The organism is Frateuria hangzhouensis (assembly GCF_026410505.1).
Taxonomy (GTDB): domain Bacteria; phylum Pseudomonadota; class Gammaproteobacteria; order Xanthomonadales; family Rhodanobacteraceae; genus Frateuria_A; species Frateuria_A hangzhouensis.
The window spans coordinates 1-20,565 of the sequence record NZ_JAPMIU010000013.1; the positions used below are offsets into that span (position 1 = coordinate 1).

The window sequence follows — 20,565 nt, forward strand, 5'->3', positions numbered from 1 at the left end:
CCGGCTTCCGCCTCACGCAGGAAGCCGATGATCTGCTCTTCGGAAAAACGCTTCTTCACGTCCAATCTCCTTCGAATGGGGGATTGGACTCCAAACCGATGTGCTACTCAAAGGCGGGGGGACGTCGCCATAGATATAATTTTGCCCCACTTTCTACTAAGAATATTTTTAGTACAAACGTGAACAAGAGTTTGAGTCATTTTCTACTAAGTATATTTTTAGTAGGTTTTGACTCAAGGTTGTCCCATTTCTACTAGGATATTCTAGTAAGTTTGGGACAAGAAGTTAGACTGGCTTGAGTAGGCGCTTAATCTTGCTTTGATTAGTGCCGAGTTCCCTAGCAATATCCCTTTGCGTATAACCCTTAGCCTTAAGGGCTAGAACCTGTGCCGCTAGAGACTCATTCTTAGCCTCTCTCTCAGCCCTAGCATCTGTACGCTTCTTCAGAGGAGGGTATTCTAGGAGTTCCTCAGAGAGGCAACGAATACCATCTAGAGCGTTTACAAGCTTCTGAGCTTGGGTATAGCTGGTAACGATATGGTAAGTAGGTTCCTTACAATCTTCGTCTCTTAGCTTGGTTCTAGAGGCGAACTGTAAGAGCTGATCATCTTCCCTCTGCCACCTAAGAGCTTGCTTACCTTCCTCTAGGGGAATACCCATCTTGTCTAGCATACGGTTAATAGGGGCTAGTTCATGGGGAGCAGGATTACCGTGGAGCATATGAATGGAGATATGTTTGTCTCTCCACTCATTCATACCCCTAGTGTCAAACGGGGTTCTTTCTACATTCTCAGGAAGGACAGGCTTACACCATTCATGGGAAGCAAAGATAGCTTTGTCTTTGCCAATGAACTCTAAGGCTCTGTCTAGACACTTCTGTCCAAAACATTCTGAGTTCCACTCCTTAGCCACAGTGCCATCAGGCATAGTTAGGAGCATAGCCTTAGACACATAAGCCCCAGGAGCGTCCTTAATCAAGGGGAGGATGATAGGACAGCTAGTTCTTAGGGAGGGCTTCTTCTCTCTCCTAACAAAGAATCCACTACGCTCTAGGTGCTGAACCGCTAAGCCTTGATCTACGTTAGCCCCCATAAGGGTTACTGATTCCGCATGAGTAAAGGGCTTAGTGAAGTCTGTATAACCTTCAATACAGACAGTGACCATAGGCTTACCCTTGGCGTCTGTACGGGGGGTAGCTGTTACAGACTTAGTGGGGCTTAGGATGGCGTCTAGGACCATTAGGAGAGGCTTACTTCTAATCTTCCGATTCTTAGCGTCCTCAATCCCTTGGAAGTGAATCTCCCAAGCGTCAGCCTGCATAGCCTCATTGAGGAGGAGGCTCCCATCCTCAGCACAATCCCCAACAAAGGGAGCAATAGCAATCTCAAACTCCTTACCGAGCATCTGAAAGCTATCAATAGCTTCAACCTTGAGCGCCTCATCTACTACTAGCTCCCAACCCTTAAGGTGGGAAGGGTCAATAGAGGCTAGACACTTATGCGTAATGATAAGTAGAGGGGATTGCTTCTTAACTAGCTGCTCATTCGTTGTCTTAATGACAGAACCCACCTCCTGAATCTGACTAGCGAAGATAGGCATAAAGGGCTTGCCTTCCTTCTCTAGCCTCTCCATAACCTCTAGGGCTAGCTTCCTTGTAGGGGAGACATAGACATAACGCTTAGAGGGGTCTAGGTTCTCAATAAAGAACTGAGTCTTACCTGTGCCGGGGTTTCCTGCAAATACATCAATAATCTTAGACATGACTTCTCCGTGGCCAGCTTATGCTGACTCATATATGTAATGTTGAAATATCTAGGGAAGAAATAGACTTTCCATCTCCCCGATTGGCGAAAAAATTTTCTCGCCCTAATCCTTGTTCCTCTTGCACCACATAACCATGTTATGCCTATAGCCCTTAGGCTAATAAAGAGGAACTAATATAACGCTCTCTAAGCCCCTTCTAATCTCTCCCCTATACCAACCCTAGGGGTTAATAGAGAGAATGCTTTAGAGGGGCTTATATGAGCTTACAGGGCTACTTAATACTAAACCCCAGGTCATCAATAGACTTTCTAAGGATACGCTCAGAAGTCCATACCTCACCTAGCTGACAATTCTTGGGAAGGTTAGTACAGACGTATAGACCATCCTGTCTTAGCTGGTAGGTAACGCCCATATACGTCTTAGGCTCACCAATGAGCTTAGAGTTCTTCTCCTTAATATAGGAGTCAGCCTCTACAGCCCTAGCCTTACGCTCATCTCTATAAGCCTGTTCCTCAGGCGATACATAATTACTCCCCATTGTTAGTCTCCTCTTTCTTCTTATTGTTAGGGTTAGTCATCTCATCCATTAGAGCGTTCCATAGCTCTGTCTGAGCCTTAACCGTAGCGTGTCTACCGCTCAATACAGAGCCACCTTCTACGCCTGTTACCTTTCCTTGTTCGTCTCTAGTGACGATAGAAGGCTTAGCCTTAGGTGTTTCCCTATTCATCTGAGCGTCTAAGCTCTGTCGAATTAGTGGATCATTCTTATATAGGCTAACTAGCGTCTCAGCCTTAGCCTGTTCCCATAGCTTATCTACGCTCATAGCTCCACCACCTTATAACGGCTAGCCTTAGTAACTCCTTCCTTAGAGCGTTCCTTCTCAATTAGGTTACGCTTAATAAGCTTAGCTAGGTTATGTCTTACAGCGTTAAGGCTAAGGCCAGTCATACGACCTAGCTTAGTTACGCTAATAGTTGTCCATCCGTCAGCTTCTACATTGTTCTTAATGATGATGTAGATGAGCTTAGATGAGAGAGTGTCTAGCCCCTTGCTAGGGGAAGAGATTAGTTGGTCAATAAGTGACATTGTTGTTACTCCTGTTGGTTGTTACGTCCTAGCTTCTTGCTAGGTGTTCTATATGTACTATCGAGATTAGAGGGAAAAGTACCCCATTCTTGTTGCTACTTATTTCGTACCTACATACATTGACTGTAAAAGTAGGGAAAACTCCTTCAAAATTATTCTGACAAAAGATCAATGCTTACCTACTACTACCTAGAAAGTAGGGAAAACTACGGGAAAACTGGTAGTACCTACCTACTACTACCTCAAATATGGGTAAATACTTTCCAAACTATTTTCCTCATGTTGTCCTTTGTGTGTCCAAAAGTGACGCATAAGAAAGCCCTGTAAGGCTCACCTAACCCCCAACTAATACCTGAGTACTAGGGAGAGGCTACGATGGCCGTACAGGGCTTCTATGGGGCTTACAGAGGGGGTTAGTCTATTAGGTGGAGAACATCTTTAGCTTGTAGGTGGGTGTATCTGGCTACGCTCCTAGGGTCTCTATGTCCGCTAACAACCATAATCTGAGCGTTGTTAAGCCCCTTCCTAGCTACGTTGGTAATCCGGGTATGGCGTAGCTGGTGGAGCCTTATAGAGTCAGGGAGTCCTAGCCTTTCCCTAGCCCTCTTAACAGCGTTGGTGACGCTATGGGGCTTGATGTTGAACACCCTGTCATTAGGTAAGAGCTTAAGATGGAAACGCTCCATAGCCTCTCTTAGAAGCTCTACAGCCCTATGCGTAAGGGGTACGTTCCTAGTGCCTGTCTTACCGTCTATAACGTCTGCTATGCGTTCCTCTAAGTGGAGACAAGAGGGAGTTAGCTTGATTATCTCTGACCTACGCATAGCGGTTTCATAAGCTATCTCTACGATTATTCGCATCATAGGCTTAAGCCTTCCTAGGAGAGCGTCTAGCTCTGCCCTACTCACCACCTTGTCATTAGGCTTACTAGCTGGGGGCATAACTAGGCCCGCTACAGGATTGGTTACGTCTAAGAGAAGCTCCCTTATGGCGTACCTGTAGAAGCGGGAGAGGAACGCTAGTTGGCACCTACACGTCTCACTCTTCACTTGCTTAAGCCTAGAGAGCTTGAAGTCATTAACCATCTTTGGCGTTAGTTGGTTAATGGGGAGGGGGAACACTTGCCCTAGCTGCCTAGCCATGAGGCTAGCTTTCCAATAGCTCTCTCTGTCCTTTAGCTTGGCTTCGGCATAGGCCATGCCTAGTTCCTCCACCGTAGGCCACTGAGACGCCTCAGTGAGCTTAGAGAGCTTGTGTAGGGACTCAGCCTGAGTAGCCCACGCCTCAGCTAGCTCCCTTGTGGGGAACGTCTTAGACCTGGGGGATTCTCCCTTGATGCGTACCTGTACGTTCCAGCTACCGGAACGGAGCATTCTGAGCGTTGCCATGAGTGAACTCCTGTAGTTAAGGGGAGTTCCTCAGTGCAGATAAGCCCTTGATTCTCAGAGTCCTTCACACGGCAGGTGTCGCAAGTTCGATCCTTGCATCGCCCACCACGCCTATGAAAAACCCGGCCTCGCGCCGGGTTTTTTGTGGTTGGTCGCCGGAGCGGGGAAATCAGCCGCAACTACCGCCAGCCTCGATCGGCCGGATCGACGGACGGCCGGAAGCGGAAAGCTGAAGTTCCGACCCACGGACGCTGTCCGTGCTTTCACCGACCGTGTCTCCCTTGGACATCGCGCAGATCAGGAAATGCAGGGGCTGGTCGCCGATCACCGAGCCCTGCTGGTTGAAGCCGACCTCGTTGACCGCGGCACCGGTCGCGTCGACCAGGCGGATACTGATGCCCGAGGCGGACTGGGTGACACGCTGCACTTCGTCGGCCGAGGTAAACGTGGCGGTCGGGCCGGGGGCCGTCTCGCGATACACCACCCAACCGCCTTCGAGCTCGTTGCTGCCGGTACAGGCGGTGCCGTCGGTACTGGCGCAGATCTGGGTGATGACGCGGCGGCTGATCGCGTCGTTGCGAGCGTACTGCAGGTCGGCCAGGATCGCGTTCGACTGCGAAGTCACCGTGTTGCGCCGGGAAAAATCGCGAAAGTTGGGCAACGCGATGCTGGTCAGGATGGCCAGCACGATGATGGCGACCATCAACTCGATGAGGCTGAAGCCGCGCGCGGGCCTGAGCGCATGCACGATCATGGTTTGTCCCCTGCCTTGCAGAATTGAGAAACGCGCTGCTTGGCGCGGAGCTTGGCCTGATTGCGCTGTTCGGCATCGAGTTTGGTCGCCGCGTCAGGGCTATCGCCGCTGACCACCATGCGGTCCTGCTGCAGTAGCTGCAGGTCGCTGCGCGCCGCCTCGCACGAACGCTCCCGGTAGGCATCCTGCGCCTTCTCCAAGGCATCCGTCGGCTGCGCCGGCGGCAACGGTGGCGCCGGCGCGGCCTGGGCAGCCGCCTGCCCATCCATCCTGAGCGCCTCGGCCTTGTGCCCTGGCGGCGGCGTGGCACTGAAGTGGACCGTACCGTTGGCATCGGTCCACTTGTAGTAGCTGCCATCCTGTGCCGACGCCGTCATGCACAGGCATGCCGCCATGCAAGCGATCACTAGCTTGCCGCGAACCATGCTCAGCGCCCCCAGCATGCCGGGTCGTTCGCGGCGGTGCCGGTCGACCCCTGGCGCCCGGCCTGGTCAAGGCTCAAGGTCTGGCATGCGTCGTCGTCGCGCTTCTGCGTTCCGGTCGCGGTCGCCACCAGCTTGAAAGTGGTGCTCGACGTATTGGCCGGATCGATGCCCACCGAGTAATAGGCGCCCGCCTGGGAACTGGAGCCGCCCAGCGACGCCAGATCCGACGCATAGGCGTTGTTGCTGTAGAGGAAGCGTTCCTGCCGGGCCGCCAGGTCGGTCAGCGCGCGCTGCGCATCCACGCGGTGGGAACGCACTCCGTACTTGCGATAGGACGGGATCGCGATCGAGGCCAGGATCGCCATGATCACCAGCACGATCATCATCTCGATCATCGAAAAACCATGTTGCCTGCGCATGAGACTCCCCTTATTTGTCCAGCGGTTCATGCCAGGATACCTCGCTGCTGAGTACCGACTTGAGGGTGGTGATCTCCTTACAGATGATCGCGCCGGTGGACGTCTGCACGCAGGCGGTCAACGTCCTCTCGCCGGTGCCCTCGCCCACATGCAGGCTCGGCGGCGCCGGCAGCCCCGGGCCGAGATCGGTCGAGCGGTTGACGACCTTCGCATCCCCGCCGCCAGTGGTGCCGAAGAACTGCAGCGCCGGGTTGGCCGTTCCGCTCTTGTAGTTGAGGCCGTACAGCGCACCGCGACCGACGTCGGTACAGGTGTCCGTACCGGGAAAGAACGTGCTGGTCAGCAGCACGCCGCCCAGCAGGCTCTGAGTACTGACCACCCGCTCGGCCGGGGTGGCGTCACCGCTGGCCGTCGGCGCCGTCAGCTTCAGGAACCAGCCCAGGCGGGTCTCCGAGTCGAAACTGCCGAGGAGCTTGTTGAACGTGTCGATGTCGCTTCCGTCGGCATCCGTACCGGCGCCGGTCACCGAATTGTCGGTGTAGACGTCGATGTCCGTCACGTCGAGCAGGTCGTCCATTTCCAGCGGCATGATCTTGTACTGCTGGTCGCTGGTCGATAGCAGTGACGTGTCGATCAGGCCGACGATCTTCTGCTGCGCAGTCGACTCCAGATCCTTCCTCGTGTAGGCACGGCCGGTGCCGACGAATACCATCGGCGCGCCGCGATCGTTGCGCCCGACCGTGGGCCGGATCGTGATCGGCAGGTCCAGGTCCGAGAGCATCTGTTGTGGCGTCCAGGCGTCCGGATCCGGATCGGGCATGCCTTTGTCGTCGGTAAAGTTGAGCTTCCAGAGCGAGCCGCCGAAACCGCTGGCACCATTGTTCTTGACGCTACCGAAGTAGAGGCCCTCGGAGCGACCGTCGAGGTTGTAGTCCGAGGCGATCAGGTCGCCCGCGAAGCTGCTCAGCCCCGCGCCGGTTTCGCCAACGTTGGAAAGATCGAAGGTCTTGGCCGGCGTGGTCGAACCAGAGGCCTTGGCAAGGTCCTCCATATCGAAGGCGCGGATCTTCAGTTGCGTGGTCGCCACGGCATCGCCGCCTTCGGACGAACCGGAACCGCCGTTGTCGGTGGTACCCGAGCCGGTGAACAGGAAGAACTTGTTCGGGCTGCCGCTGGTGTTGTCACGGAAGATCGCCGCGGCCGGGATGGATGAGGTGTAGGTATCGACCACCTTGGTGATGTTTACGCACGAAGGCGCGTGCAACTGGGTATCGCTGTCGCAAACGGCCGTACCGTCGGACAACTCGGTATTGGTCAGCTCGGCCAAGAGCACCGGCTTCTTCTCCGGGTTGGTCACGTCCAGAACCACGTAGGCGGAGAACGAGTTCTGCGTTGCCGACGTACCGTCGGTGGCCGTATTCACCGAGATCGGACCGCCGCCGAAGCGGAACGGCACGATGAGGATGGTGCCCCAACCGTCCGGGTGGTCAGTGTCGCCCTCGCCGAAAATCTTCACATCCTGCGCGATCGGGCTGCCGTCGACATAGAAGTTGTGCTTGTAGTCGGGGTCGGCCAACCAGCGCAGGTGCGGGAGCAGGTTACCGGGTACGTACGCCCAGAGCTCGCCACCCAGCGGATCCTGGGTCACCGTCGTACCGTCGGTAGGCGCCAACTGCAGCTTCTGTTCCCTGGCGTTGTAGAAGCCGCCATTGAAGGCATGCAGCATGCCGTCGTTGGCACCCACGTAGACGACCTGGCGACGACTGCGGTAGTGGTCGCGGAACGTGCCATAGCTGGTGTCGCCGTACAACAGATCGAATGCCTCCGACGGCGTGCCAACCACCACCGGCGTCGAGTCGACGATGTCGCCCAGGCGCAGGACGCGCAGCGTTCCATCGTTGTTGTAGTCGACGGTGCGCGAGCGCCACAGCGGCACGCCCTTGCTGCTCTTGTCGGTGATTTCGTAGCCGCGGATCCACGCGACGATACGCTTGGCCACGTCAGGATCGGCGGTGTTGAGGTACCGGAAATTGCCGCTGTAGGTCGTACCGCTCTTGGCGCCGTAGAACCCGCTACCGGCACTGTCTCCGCTGAATACGAACGGCTGCTCCTCGCCGTTGTCGACCACGCCGTCATGGTCTTTGTCGATCCAGGTGAAGATATAGCGCCCGTTGCTGGAGTTCGTAGTGTAGTTGCGATTGGTGCTGGTCAGGTCGCTGCTCACGCCCGTGTCGAAGCCCGTGGCCCACAGCTGGTCCTGCGCACTCCAGACAGTCTTCAATTCGTCCAGACCGTGGTCGGTGATGCTCGCCTCGGTCTTGTCGAAGACCGTCACGGAAGAGCCGTCGGCGTTGGCCGGCATGATCTCGCGATGGAATTTGGTCTGGTTGTCGTTCGGGTCGTAATAGAACTCGATCACTGGATCGACGTCGTAGCCATCGAGCACCGCCGCACCACTCGTGAAGCCGTTGCCATTCTCGCGCAGGCGGCCGAAGCTGTCGGTCCACAGGCCGTTGAGCGTGCCGCTCCAATCGGCCGCGCGATCGCTCGAGTCCTTGCGCTCGGCCTGGTAGAGCGCCTGGTAGACCAGGCCCACGCCCTTGGCGCTGTTGGCCACCACCGCCGCGGCGGTACCGGAACCGGCGCGCTTGAGGATGGCGTCAAACGTGCGCGACAGGCGGTCCTGCAACTGGGCGGGATTACGCACCATGAAATAGTTGTCCGGCAGGCCGTCCTGCCCGGTCACGCCACTATCGTTGATGATCGCGTCCCACTCAGGCGAGTCCTGGCGATCCGGCTTCTTGTTGTCGTCCTGGTCGGCGAAGCCGCCGTACTTGGCCGAGAAGAACAGTGGATTGGGCAGAGGCAGCTGTTCGGACGGGCCTGTGCTCAGCTTGTCGGCGGTCGGCGCGTCCCATTTATCTGCGCCGCCCGTGCTACCAAAGAGAAGACTACCGTCCTTGCCACCGGGCCGCAGTACAGTGAACTTCGCCGCCTGTCCCGTGGAGTTGTCGGCTCCGGCCATCGTGTACCCGATACGCAAGGCGTTGCCAGCGTAGGCGGACAGCGCTTGCACGCGTGCAATCAGGAACTGTCCGTTGACCTTCACCGTACCCTTGTTGCTACACACATTGTTGCTGCCGACGTCTTCGCAGATATCGTCACGACCGTTTCCGTTGCCGTCATACGAACAATACGCGCCAACGCAGAAGCTCAACATCTCGACCACGTCGTTGTCATGGTCGTTGCCCCACTGGGAATCCTCCCACGTGATGGCGAAGCTCCCACGAACCGGCCGGCGCTGACCATTGACGGTAATTACCTTGGTCGGAACACCATAGACCTTCGGCTTGCCATTGCTGGTTTGCGTCGCGGACGTCTTCGGGCCAACGGTCAGGTTGCCGAGGTAACAGCTGCGCCAGCCCGAAGCACTGCCCAAGGCCGCGCTGCCATTGTTGTTGGCCTGGCATGCCGGCGTGATCGTGATGTAGTCGACCGGGCAGCTGTCGATGTCGTTGCCGGTCTCGCAAACCGGAATGGTAAAGCTCGGCAGCGACTCGGCCAGCGCGATCGCATAGGTCTGCACCTTCTGCGTGCCGGTCTTGTCCGGTCGAATGTCGTTGGTCCAGGCCTCGTAGGCCAGGCCGGCCATCTGGTAACCGCCTTCCAGCGAGGGCACGTCCGGGCAGATGCCGTGGGCCAATGCGAGGTCGTCGATCTCGTAGGGCGTGCAGACGTCCTGGTAGGTGGTGCTCGTAAGGGCACCGTAGCGGCCGACCAGGTATTTGGGTGGCGAACCACTGGTATCGGCGCCGGCCAGGTTCTCGTTGGTACCGACCAGTGTGGTTGCCGCATCCGCTTGCACCGGCAGGGACGCGACGTCGGGGATCTGGTCGCTGTCGAACGAGTTCAGCCCCGTGGTGATGACGATGATGCTGCAGTTGGCGCAATACGGGTTGCCGCCGGTCTCCTTGCCATCCGCGTCCTTCGGGTCACGGTAGGGATCCAGCCAGGATGCCAGCGGCAGGCCGCTGACCGCGTTGATGTTCGTATCGCTGACGTTGAAGGTGGTGGTCGCCGCACTTTCGCCGCCGATGTAGCGCAAAGCCTCGGCATACATCTCCGCGAGCGGATTGCCCGAATCCTTGCAGTCGTAACCGTCGGTGGCCGGATCCTTCAGGTGGCCGTTCGCACCATCCACCTTGCGCTGCAGGATGCCGTAGGTGCTGCAATCGCTGTAATTGTCCTTGCTCGGATCCCAGGAGGTGATCCGGAACCGGCTCAGCGTGTTGACGATGCCTTCGTCGCCCGAGCCCGTGTTGCAGAACTGTCCCGTTTGCAGATTGACCTCGTCGACCCGACCCTGGCCCGGGTTGTAGGCGCAGGTGCCGCCGGTGCCGTTGCCGGCGAACAGGCCGATGTTTCGGCGCAGCACACCACCGGCACGCGGCTTGCTGTAGGTGCCGGTAACGAGTCCGAAGCGCATGGAGCCGTTTTCGCCGTAACGTTGCAGCAGGCCAGCCGGCTTCCAGTGGTCGGTCGCGGTGCCGCTCGCTGCCGTCTCGGTGTACTTGCGGCAGAAGCTTTCCCGGTAGCTCGACTCGGCATCGCACACCTGCACGCGCACGGTGTAGGTCTTGTTGCCGAGACCATCGTTATCGCGAGACGCCGAATCGGACGGATTGATGTCACCGCCACTTTCGGTGACATCCTCGCGCCAGCGGCATTGCTCGCGCGCCGTCGAAGCCCATTCCGTGTAGGAGCCCTTTGCCACCCTCAGCTTCGGCGTGCTGTCAGTGGACGGCGAAACGTTGCACAGCGACAGTCCCTTGCCACCCGTGTCCGTGGTGCTGAAAGGGGTGTATTTCTTGACGTCGCTACCGAGGTAAACCTTGGCCCAGGCGTGCAGGTCGCTCGGAATGTAGGACCGTTCGAGTACCGTGGTGTCCTTGCCATCCGTGGAGCGGTTGCCGCCGTAAAGCACCAGGCGCAATACGTCGATGCGGCTCATCGCAGCCCAGTTGAGGAAGTTGCCACTCCAGCTCGAGCCATCGCACTCGTGGGCCTTGCCATTGCCGTTGTCGTCGGTCGCCTTGGCGGCGGCCTTGAATACGCCACTGCCGTAGCCGTAGCAGAGATTGGCGTCGAAGTAGCCGGAGTAATCGAAGCCATCCTGGTAGGTGGTATCGACCACGCCGTCACCGTTGAGGTCGGTGTAGTCGGTGTAGGCCTTGATGTACAGCTGCTCGTCGCGGGACATCACCAGCATGACCAGCGGCGGCACGGCACCGACGTTGAGCAGCGGATAGGCGGTGTAGTTATCCGCCGTGGCCGCTTTCCCGTCGGTCGTGGTGGAAAGTGGTGCATCCAGTCCGATGCCGACGGTGGTGCCCGCGCGCGCGGCAGGAATCACACCGACGCCTGCAACCAGCGTGATCAGGGACAGCGCTGCGATCGTGCGCAAGGACGCGTGGAAGGTTCGCATGGGAAGGTTCCCTGTTGCTTTTAGTTGCGGATCGATTGGCGGTACTGGGCCATGGTGACGGCGCGGCCGTCGCCCGGCACGGTGCCGACGCTCATCACTTCGAAATACATGCTGCCGCCGCCGGCCGCGGCGCCGCCGCCGATACCGCGGTAGCCGGCCGCCTGGGCACCACCGGAACCTTCGGCCAGCACAGTACCGTCGGGCACGATCGATACCGTGGCCGACACGTTGCGCGAGCAACTGCTGCTGGTGACATCGCACATGGACAGGACCGCGTCCGGATGCCAGCTGGTGGTGTCATAGCGGTTTTCCGCGGCCATCCCGCCGCAGGCCGGCTCGAGGTTGCCGTAGAAAAGGTCGACTTCGCTGGAGCAGTTCGTCTGCAGGCCGTCCTTGACCACGGTCAGCATGTCGTCGGTAAGTCCGAAATCGAAGTCGTCGTCAGGCAACGTACCGCCAAGCTGCTCGGGCCAGCCGCGCTGGAACACGTGCTCGTCGAACAGCGCGATGGGCACCGCACGCAGGGTCTCGGACGTCTCAAAGGCCTGTTGGTGGCGTGCCACATTGGTGACCAGGCGCATTTCCATCAGGGTGCCGCGCATGGCGATCACTGCCACCAGCGACAACACTACGAGGAACACCAGGCCGACGAAAAGTGCGATGCCGCGCTGGCCGGATCGGATCGTGGTCATGTTCATTGGGAAGCCACCAGCATGCGGGAGCGGTTACGCAGCTGCACCACCTGGGTCAGCGGCGAGCGGGCGAATTGCCACGGTTTGTTCCCGGGAACCGTGAAGTTGGCGCAGCCGGTTGTGACGGTGGAACCATCCTTCACCTGGTAGCTGCAGTTGCCGACAGTGAACGTCCCCACGTGTGGCATCGAGATGTCGCGCTGCTGCGAGGACGCCACCATGCCGACGCTGACTGTGATCACCCGCGCCCATTCGTCGGCCGCCACCGCGGAGGCGTTCTTGTAATCCGAAGGCACAATCTCGTTAAGGTCGGGGCCGGTGACGCCGTACTGGAACTGCAGTTGCTCGATGCCCTCCACCATCGGCTCCTGGGTGAGGCTTCCCGAACTGTCCAGCCGCATGCGCATCAACGTCGGGATGGGCGCGCCGTCGTCGTCCGCGGCATCGCAATGGTCGGCGCTGGTCCCACCATCGGGGTTGCTGCAGGGACGCAGAAAATACATGTCCACGTGATAGGGGTAGACATAGCGCCCGATCGCAGAGGCCGGCGGCGTGGTCGGTACGGTTTCGTTGCCAAGGAACAGCGCCGCCTGCTGGCCGATCGCCGACACCAAGTACACCTGCTTGGGCGAGGCTGCGATCGTCGAGCTGGCGGCGGGATCCATGCCGTTGGCATCCACGTAGCGCGCGACCAGCACATCGGATCCCTTGACGTAATCCGCGTCGTCCACACAGCCGGCGATCGGGAACGTGGAGCCGCCCTCGTAGCCAAAAACGCCGTGGCGGGTATCCAGAATCCAATCCTTGGTGCAGCTTCCGCCACCCGGAGCCACGGCCGGGCTGCCAGTGACCACGCTGCCATTGTTGCCGCCCCAGAAATCGGCCATGCGCAGCGACCAGCCGATGCGGTCTGAGGCGAAGCGCACGTTCTGCTGCAGGATGTTGGTGCCCTGCTGCAGCTGGTAGGACTTGCGGTTGGCCAGCAACACCTGGATCAGGCCGGCGACCACGATCAGGCCCAGCGCGATGGCGATCATCATTTCCACCAGCGAAAAACCGGCGGATCGGCGGGCGCGTTTCGCCTCGTGCATGCGCGTACTCCTCATGGCAGCAGGCTGAAGCTGTAGGTGCCGTTGTCGGCCGCGGTCAGCTGGTTGTCGCCGTTGAGGTCCACGCCGTTCCACGAAACGGTCACCACGAACACGCCCAGGCCGGCGTCCCGGGTCACCGAAGCTGCGGGGCTGCCCTTGGCGCCGATGGTGCCGCTCTTGAGGCGGGCCAGCCAGTTCTGCAGGTCGCGCTTGGCCTGTGCGCACGCCAGGTTGCTGACGCACCCATCGGGATCGGGGGCCACTTTGCCGTCGTAGAGGTAATAGCTGCTGCTGCCGTTGGCCGGATCGACGCCCTTGGGATTGGCGCGCATGGCATCGGCCAGGCTGCGCGCCTGGATGATCGCGTTGGTGCGCGAGCTCGATTCCTTGGTGAACTGGGCGCCCTTGGTCTGCAGCAGCGCCAGGCCGAGCATGCCGACGCCGAACACGACGATCGCGACCATCACTTCGATCAGCGAGACGCCGCGCTGGCTGCGCGGTGCGTAACGATTCATTCCAGCCCCCTTCCGGATCACGCCGAGCCCAGCATAGGCAACCGTGCGGCGTGTGCCAGAGCGTAACGGACGAAAGGTGGGATTTTCCCGATGAGCGGCGATCCGGACCCGGTCGGATGTGGCCTGCGTCACACCGCCTGGACCCGGGCGACCACTTCCACCCGGTTGCGTCCGGCGTCCTTTGCCCGATACATCGCGTTGTCCGCCCGGCGGACCAGTTCGGCCAGGTCGTCGGTCTCGTGGTCGGCCTGGGCGGCGCCGACGCTGGCGGTGATCTGCAGGCCAGGGGCCAGGTTGGCCAACGGCAGCGCCTCGATCTTGCAGCGCAGCCGCTCGGCGATCTGCAATGCCACGTCCAGCGTGGTGTCGGGCAGCACGATCAGGAACTCCTCGCCCCCGAGCCGTCCCATCATGTCGAACCGGCGCAATGCCTGTTTGCAGGCGTGCGCGATGCGTACCAGCACCTGGTCGCCCACGGCATGGCCAAAGGCATCGTTCACCGCCTTGAAGTGATCCACGTCCAGCACCAGCACGCACAGCGGCTCGCCGTTGGCGCCGGCATGGTTCAGCGCGCGCTCGGCCAGTTGCTCGATGTGGCGGCGGTTGGCGATGCCGGTAAGCGGGTCGGTCATTGCCATCCGGTGCAACTTGCGGGAGCGGCGGAACTGGCGCAATGCCAGCCACAAGAGCAGCAGGATCAGCACCCCGCCCAGCACCAGCGCCAGGCGCTGCCAGTGGCGCACGCGCTCGAGCGACCGCAGCTGCTGCTCCTTCAAGGCGCGATCGGCGGCCAGTTGGCGATTCTCCTGGTCGCGCCGGGCGGTCTGGAACTGATAGTTCATCAACGTGGCGTTGTCCGAGTGCGCCTTGCGGTCCAGCGCATCGCGCACCTTGGCCAGCCGACGCAGGTCCGCCACTTCGAGGCCCAGTTGGCCGAGTGCCTGGTAGCTGCGCGACCGCGCATCGAGCAGTTCGGCGAGGTAGCGCAGGTTGCCGCTCTTCTGCAGCAGTTTTTCGGCCTGGCCGTACTCGTCGATGGCCAGTTTGTGCTGGCCCAGGCCCGCATGCGCCTTGGCGGCCTGCAGCAGCACCATGTCTCGGTTGGAGCGGTCGCCCGTGCGGGCAAACCCGGGTTTGGCCCGGGCCAGTTCCTCCAGCGCCTGGTGGTACTGCCCTTGCAGGTTGTCGACCTGCGCCAGCCCCAGATGGATGTTCGCCCCTCCCGATCGGCTGTCGACCGCGTGCGCGAGGGCCAGCGCCTTGCGCAGATGGCGCTCGGCCGCCTCCTGGTCACCCGCTTCGCTTTCGAGGAAGCCCAATTGCATGTGTGCGCCGAGCTGTTGTCCGCGATCGCTTTTCTGCTCGCCGTGCGCCAACACCTTTTGCAGGTAGTCACGCGCCTGCGCCGCCTCGCCCAGCCGGCGATAGGCCACCGCGATGTTGAACAGGTTGTCCTCGCTCTCCACCGGCTCGCCGCTGGTTTCGTAGAACTTCTGTGCCTCGAGGAAATCCACCAGCGCCTGCGCGTGTTCGCCCAGCAGCGACTGCACGCTGCCGCGCCAGGTCAGGCCATCGGCGACCAGCCGCTGATCCTCGTGGCGACGTGCCAGTGCGATGCCGGCGTCATAGTCGGGCAGCGCATCGCGGGGGGTGGTGAGTACTTCCTGGTTGGCGCCGCGGCAGAAGTGGAAATTGATCTCCCCCTCGACGTAACCGAGCTGACTGGCATCGGCGATGCCCTTCTCGGCATAGGCGATGCCTTGCTCCGGCGAAGCATCCATGCCCAGGATGCAGTACATGTACCGGTAGCGCAGCTCACGCCGGGCGTCGCCCGCGGGCACCAGGCCCTTCATGTGCTCCAGCGCCTTGAGCAAGCCAGCTTGCGTATCCGGCGCGATCTGGCCGCGCTCGAGCCGGTCGGCGTACTGGTCGAACGCCGCCCCCTGGTCCGCCGGCACGGTCGCAAATGCCCGCCCCACGAACAGGCAGAACAGCACCAGCACCAACTGCAGCGCGAGCTTTGCGTGGTGTGTCGTTGTGGGCAAGATCGGAATCCGTTGGACGCCGTTTCCCTGGCGAGCTCTGGAGGTGGGTCTCCCGTTAACGGCGGAAGACGTGGCAACTTGAGTGGCGGCGTTCCCCTTGATCCATACGCCCCACCCCAGCCCCAAGCTTGCCATGGCTTATGGCGCTTGCGTGCATCGTGATCGATCCGTAGAATTTCCGTCTCTTTGCCGGAATAGCTCAGTTGGTAGAGCGGCGCATTCGTAATGCGTAGGTCGTAGGTTCGATTCCTATTTCCGGCACCAGACATGAAAAGGCCCGCGCAAGCGGGCTTTTTCGTTTCCGGTCGATCGCCGCCGTCAGAGGCTGGCGGGCACGCTTCCGCCGTCCAGGCGCAGTTCGCGCGGCAAGGCGAACGTGATGGTCTCGGCCTCGCCCTGCAGTTCGCGCACCTCGTCGGCGCCCCAGGATTGCAGCCGCGCGATCACGTCGCGCACCAGCTTGTCCGGCGCGGAGGCGCCCGCGGTGAGCCCGATGCGCTCGACGCCGTCGAGCCAGGCGCGGTCGATGTGCTCGGCACCGTCGATCAGGTAAGCGCGCACGCCCTGCTTTTCGGCCAGTTCGCGCAGGCGGTTGGAGTTGGAACTGTTGACCGAGCCGACCACCAGCACCAGATCCACCGCCGCGGCCAGCCGGCGCACGGCGTCCTGGCGGTTTTGCGTGGCGTAGCAGATGTCGTCCTTGCGCGGACCTTCGATGGCCGGGAAGCGCTCGCGCAGGGCGACGATGATCGCCCTGGTGTCGTCCACCGACAGCGTGGTCTGGGTGACGTAGGACAACTGGTCCGGAAAGCGCGGTGCGAGCGCGGCGGCGTCCTCGACCGATTCGACCAGCAGGATCTCGCCGCTGTTGGCCGGGTTCCACTGGCCCATGGTGCCTTCCACTTCCGGATGGCCGGCATGGCCGATCAACACCACGCTGCGACCGGTACGGCCCAGTCGCGCAACCTCCATGTGCACCTTGGTGACCAGCGGGCAGGTGGCGTCGAACACTTTGAGCGCGCGCTGGCCGGCCTCCTCGCGCACCGCCTGGGAGACGCCGTGGGCGCTGAAGATCACGGTGGCGCCATCGGGCACTTCGTGCAGTTCCTCGACGAACACCGCACCGTCAGCGCGCAGCTTTTCGACCACGTAGCGGTTGTGCACCACCTCGTGGCGCACGTAGATCGGCGCGCCGTAGGACTCCAGCGCACGCTCGACGATGGCTATGGCGCGGTCGACGCCGGCACAGAAGCCGCGGGGGTTGGCGAGAAGGATGTGCATGGGCATTTCGCGGAAGTGGCAGGTTCTGTAGGAGCGCCCTTGGGCGCGACCTGGGTGTCACGGTCGCGCCCAAGGGCGCTCCTGCACAGGCGGCATTATCGCACGTCCGCCTTTCCGCTCCTGAAACCGAACACGATCAGCATCACGGCACCCACGGTGATGCCGCAATCGGCCACGTTGAATACCGGATAGCTCCACTGCTGGTAGTAGACGTGGATGAAATCGGTCACCTTGGCCGCGTGCAGGCGGTCGACCAGGTTGCCCAGCGCGCCGCCGACGATCAGCGCCAACGGCAGGGCCGTGCGCCAGTCGCGGCGCGGGGTGCGCGCCAGCCATACCACCAGCGCGCCGCTGATCACCAACGCCAGCACCACGAAGAACCAGCGCTGCCAACCGGCGCCACCGGCCAGGAAACTGAAGGCCGCGCCGGTGTTGAAGGCCAGCGTCCAGTTGAGGAAACCGGGAATGACGGGGTGCGGCATGCCGGCGGGCGGCAGGGCGTGCAGCGCCCAGAACTTGGTGAACTGGTCGAGTGCGATGACCAGCAGGGAAAGCAGCAGCCAGGGCAAGGCGTTGGGTTTGGGGTGCATGGGTTTCTCGTTTCGTTCCCTCTCCCGTCGGGAGAGGGTGCCCGACAGGGCGGGTAAGGGTTCGGGCGGAGCGCGCTTTCGAGGCTCGCCCGAACCCTCACCCCAGCCCCTCTCCCGGGGGAGAGGGGCTCTCAAGGTCAGAACCAGCGGCGCGTTTCGCCCTGCCCCGCCACGTTCTCCGCGCAGCGATCGCACAGCTCGGGATGCTCCGCATGGCTGCCCACGTCGGGGCGACGGTGCCAGCACCGCACGCATTTGGCCGCATCGCTGGCCGTCGCCGACACCCAGGCTTCGCCGTCGGCCAGTTCCACCTTCGCCGCCTCGTCCGGACGCGGCGCCAGCGGTGCCAGCGAAGCCTCGGAGGTGATGAAGAAGAAGCGCAGCTCCCCCTGCGACGGCGTATAGCGCTCGACCAGTCGAGGATCGGCATGGATCGCCAGTTTCGCCTCCAGCGACGCGCCAATCTGTCCGTCCTTGCGCATGCCCTCGAGCACCCGCGCAGCCGATTCGCGGATCGCGAGCAGGTCGGCCCACCAGCGACGCTGCTCGGGCGAGGCTTGCGTCGCGGCCAGGCCGTCGTACCAGGTCTCGAACAGCACGCTGGCGCCGCGCTCGCCGGGCAACTGCTGCCAGATCTCCTCGGCCGTGAACGCCAGGATCGGCGCCAGCCAGCGCACCAGCGCCTCGGCGATGCGGTACATCGCGCTCTGCGCACTGCGCCGGCCGTGGCTGTCGGTCGGCATGGTGTAGAGCCGGTCCTTGGTGATGTCCAGGTACAGCGCGCCCATCTCGTTGGTGCAGAAGTTCTGCACGCGCGCGACCACGTCGGGGAAGTCGTAGCGCTCGTACGCGGCGATCACCGCGTGCTGCACGTCGAACGCCTGCTGCACCGCCCACTGGTCCAGCGGCAGGGTTTCTCCCACCGGCAGCAAATGCCTGGCCGGATCGAAACCGTCCAGGTTGCCCAGCAGGAAGCGCGCGGTGTTGCGGATGCGCCGGTAGCTGTCCGAGACGCGCTTCAGGATCTCGTCGGAGACGGTCATCTCGTTGCGGTAATCCGCCGAGGCCACCCACAGGCGCAGCACGTCGGCGCCGAGCGTGTCCATCACCTTCTGCGGCGCGACCACGTTGCCCAGCGACTTGGACATCTTGCGGCCGGTCGCATCGACGGTGAAACCGTGCGTAAGCACCTCGTCGTACGGTGCGCGGCCGTGGATCGCCGAGGACGTCAGCAACGACGACTGAAACCAGCCGCGATGCTGGTCCGAACCTTCCAGGTACATCACCTTGTACTGCGACGCATCGCCCTGCTGCAGCTCCGGCCGCTGGCCGATCACGCAGAAATGGGTGACGCCCGAATCGAACCACACATCGAGGATGTCGGTGACCTTCTCGTAGACATCCGCCTGATCGCCCAGCAGTTCGGCCGCGTCCAGTTCGTACCAGGCGTCGATGCCGCCCTGCTCGACGCGTCCGGCCACCTGCTCCAGCAATGCGACCGAATCGGGATGGGGCTCGTGCGTGCCCTTGTGCACGAACAGCGCGATGGGCACGCCCCAGGTGCGCTGGCGGCTGATGCACCAGTCCGGGCGGCCGGCGACCATGCCGGCGATGCGCTCTTCGCCCCAGGTCGGCACCCAGCGCACGTCCTTGATGGCCTCCAGTGCAGTGGCGCGCAGGCTCGCCTGCTCCATGCCGATGAACCACTGCGGCGTGGCGCGGAAGATCACTGGCGTCTTGTGGCGCCAGCAGTTCGGGTAGCTGTGCTCGATCTTCGCGTGCGCCAGCAGCACGTCGCGCGCGCGCAGCACCTCGACGATGGCGTCGTTGGCCTTCCAGATGTGCAGGCCAGCCAGCGCGAGATCGCCCGCAGCCGGCACATCCTCGCGGTAGGCGCCGCGCGGGCCGACGTAGTTGAGCCTGCCGAGGCCATTTTCGCGGCCCACGATGAAGTCCTCCATGCCGTGGTCCGGCGCGGTGTGCACGGCGCCGGTGCCGTCCTCGGCGGACACGTGCTCGCCGAGCAGGACGGGGACTTCGCGCGGGTAGAACGGGTGGCTCAGCCTGAGGCCGTCAAGGTCGCTCCCCCTGGCGTGGCCAAGCACCCCCGGCTCGTCGACGCCGTAGCGCTTCAGCGCCGGCTCGACCAGCGCACTGGCGATCACCAACAGCACGCGCCGGCCCTCGCGGGCGGGGCCTTCGACCAGCGCGTATTCGAGATCCGCACCCAACGCCACCGCCTGGCTGGACGGCAGCGTCCACGGCGTGGTGGTCCAGATCGGCACCGACACGATCGCATCACCGGGGTCGACGCCGAACTTGCCGGCCAGCGCCTTTGGATCGACCGCGTCGTAGGCAACATCCACGGCCGGCGACTGCTTGTCGCCGTACTCGATCTCCGCCTCGGCCAATGCCGAACCACAATCGAAACACCAGTACACCGGCTTGGCGCCGCGCACCACGTGACCGTTGGCGACGATGCGCGCCAGCGCACGCAGCATGTCGGCCTCGTAGGAGAAATCCATCGACTTGTACGGATGCGCCCAGTCGCCCAGCACGCCCAGTCGCTTGAAGTCGGCACGCTGCGCGTCGACCTGCTCCTGCGCGTACTCGCGGCATTTCTGGCGGAACGCGCGCGCATCGAGCTTCTCGCCCGGTTTGCCGTGCTTTTTCTCCACCGCGATCTCGATCGGCAGGCCGTGGCAATCCCAACCGGGCACGTACGGCGAGCGGTAGCCGGCCAGCAGCTTGGACTTGACCACCATGTCCTTGAGGATCTTGTTGACCGCATGGCCGATGTGGATCGCGCCGTTAGCGTACGGCGGGCCGTCATGCAGCACGAACGTCTTGTCGCGGCCGGCCGCATGCTGCTGGATCTGCGCGTAGCGGCCGACCTGCTCCCATTCGGCCAGCCAGCGCGGCTCGCGCTTGGGCAGGTCGCCGCGCATCGGGAAATCCGTCTGCGGCAGGTTGATCGTGCTCTTGTAGTCGTGCGTCATGGCGGGGCTGTCCGTGGGGCGGCGCCGAAG

At 61.6% G+C, this 20,565-nt stretch carries 13 protein-coding genes and 1 tRNA gene; 1 reads left to right on the forward strand and 13 read right to left on the reverse strand.

Features of this window, described 5'->3' with window-relative positions:
* Window positions 1-285: 285 nt before the first annotated feature.
* The 10 genes from OSC30_RS13390 to OSC30_RS13435 all read right to left on the reverse strand — a co-directional run bounded on the left by OSC30_RS13390 (window position 286) and on the right by OSC30_RS13435 (window position 15,665).
* Complete coding sequence (locus OSC30_RS13390; RefSeq protein ID WP_267172369.1) at window positions 286-1,761, reverse strand: DEAD/DEAH box helicase; 1,476 nt, start codon at window positions 1,759-1,761, stop codon at window positions 286-288.
* A 1,503-nt stretch (window positions 1,762-3,264) separates the two neighbouring features.
* The gene (locus OSC30_RS13395; protein WP_267172370.1) at window positions 3,265-4,239 is read right to left on the reverse strand and encodes a tyrosine-type recombinase/integrase; all 975 of its coding nucleotides are present in this window, start codon (window positions 4,237-4,239) and stop codon (window positions 3,265-3,267) included.
* Window positions 4,240-4,408: 169 nt separating this feature from the next.
* Window positions 4,409-4,993 (reverse strand): GspH/FimT family pseudopilin, encoded by a 585-nt coding sequence (locus OSC30_RS13400; RefSeq protein ID WP_267172371.1) that lies wholly within the window; start codon window positions 4,991-4,993, stop codon window positions 4,409-4,411.
* Window positions 4,990-5,436: a DUF4124 domain-containing protein gene (locus OSC30_RS13405; RefSeq protein ID WP_267172372.1), complete on the reverse strand. Its 447-nt coding sequence runs from the start codon at window positions 5,434-5,436 to the stop codon at window positions 4,990-4,992. The genes OSC30_RS13400 and OSC30_RS13405 overlap by 4 nt, the downstream gene beginning before the upstream one ends.
* Window positions 5,421-5,867 carry a type IV pilin protein gene (locus OSC30_RS13410; RefSeq protein ID WP_323374217.1) on the reverse strand — a complete coding sequence of 149 codons (447 nt, stop codon included), beginning with the start codon at window positions 5,865-5,867 and terminating at the stop codon, window positions 5,421-5,423. The genes OSC30_RS13405 and OSC30_RS13410 overlap by 16 nt, the downstream gene beginning before the upstream one ends.
* Entirely contained in the window at window positions 5,848-11,322 is a 5,475-nt protein-coding gene (locus tag OSC30_RS13415) for a pilus assembly protein (protein WP_267172373.1), read from the reverse strand. Before OSC30_RS13415 ends, OSC30_RS13410 begins: the two co-directional genes overlap by 20 nt.
* A gap of 20 nt (window positions 11,323-11,342) precedes the next feature.
* Window positions 11,343-12,014 carry a PilX N-terminal domain-containing pilus assembly protein gene (locus OSC30_RS13420; protein WP_267172374.1) on the reverse strand — a complete coding sequence of 224 codons (672 nt, stop codon included), beginning with the start codon at window positions 12,012-12,014 and terminating at the stop codon, window positions 11,343-11,345.
* Window positions 12,015-12,016: 2 nt separating this feature from the next.
* Complete coding sequence (locus OSC30_RS13425; protein ID WP_267172375.1) at window positions 12,017-13,105, reverse strand: PilW family protein; 1,089 nt, start codon at window positions 13,103-13,105, stop codon at window positions 12,017-12,019.
* Between the two features lie 11 nt (window positions 13,106-13,116).
* A complete protein-coding gene (gene pilV / locus OSC30_RS13430) occupies window positions 13,117-13,620 on the reverse strand; it encodes a type IV pilus modification protein PilV (RefSeq protein ID WP_267172376.1) in 504 nt (167 codons plus the stop codon).
* A 128-nt stretch (window positions 13,621-13,748) separates the two neighbouring features.
* Window positions 13,749-15,665 carry a diguanylate cyclase gene (locus OSC30_RS13435; protein ID WP_267172377.1) on the reverse strand — a complete coding sequence of 639 codons (1,917 nt, stop codon included), beginning with the start codon at window positions 15,663-15,665 and terminating at the stop codon, window positions 13,749-13,751.
* 188 nt (window positions 15,666-15,853) lie between these two features.
* Here OSC30_RS13435 and OSC30_RS13440 point away from each other — a divergent pair.
* Window positions 15,854-15,929: transfer RNA gene (locus tag OSC30_RS13440), tRNA-Thr, on the forward strand.
* A 54-nt stretch (window positions 15,930-15,983) separates the two neighbouring features.
* Here OSC30_RS13440 and ispH read toward each other — a convergent pair.
* From ispH to ileS, 3 genes are all read right to left on the reverse strand, one after another.
* A complete protein-coding gene (gene ispH, locus OSC30_RS13445) occupies window positions 15,984-16,946 on the reverse strand; it encodes a 4-hydroxy-3-methylbut-2-enyl diphosphate reductase (protein ID WP_267172378.1) in 963 nt (320 codons plus the stop codon).
* Between the two features lie 95 nt (window positions 16,947-17,041).
* Window positions 17,042-17,536: a signal peptidase II gene (gene lspA, locus OSC30_RS13450; protein WP_267172379.1), complete on the reverse strand. Its 495-nt coding sequence runs from the start codon at window positions 17,534-17,536 to the stop codon at window positions 17,042-17,044.
* Window positions 17,537-17,673: 137 nt separating this feature from the next.
* Complete coding sequence (gene ileS, locus OSC30_RS13455; protein WP_267172380.1) at window positions 17,674-20,535, reverse strand: isoleucine--tRNA ligase; 2,862 nt, start codon at window positions 20,533-20,535, stop codon at window positions 17,674-17,676.
* Window positions 20,536-20,565: the final 30 nt, after the last annotated feature.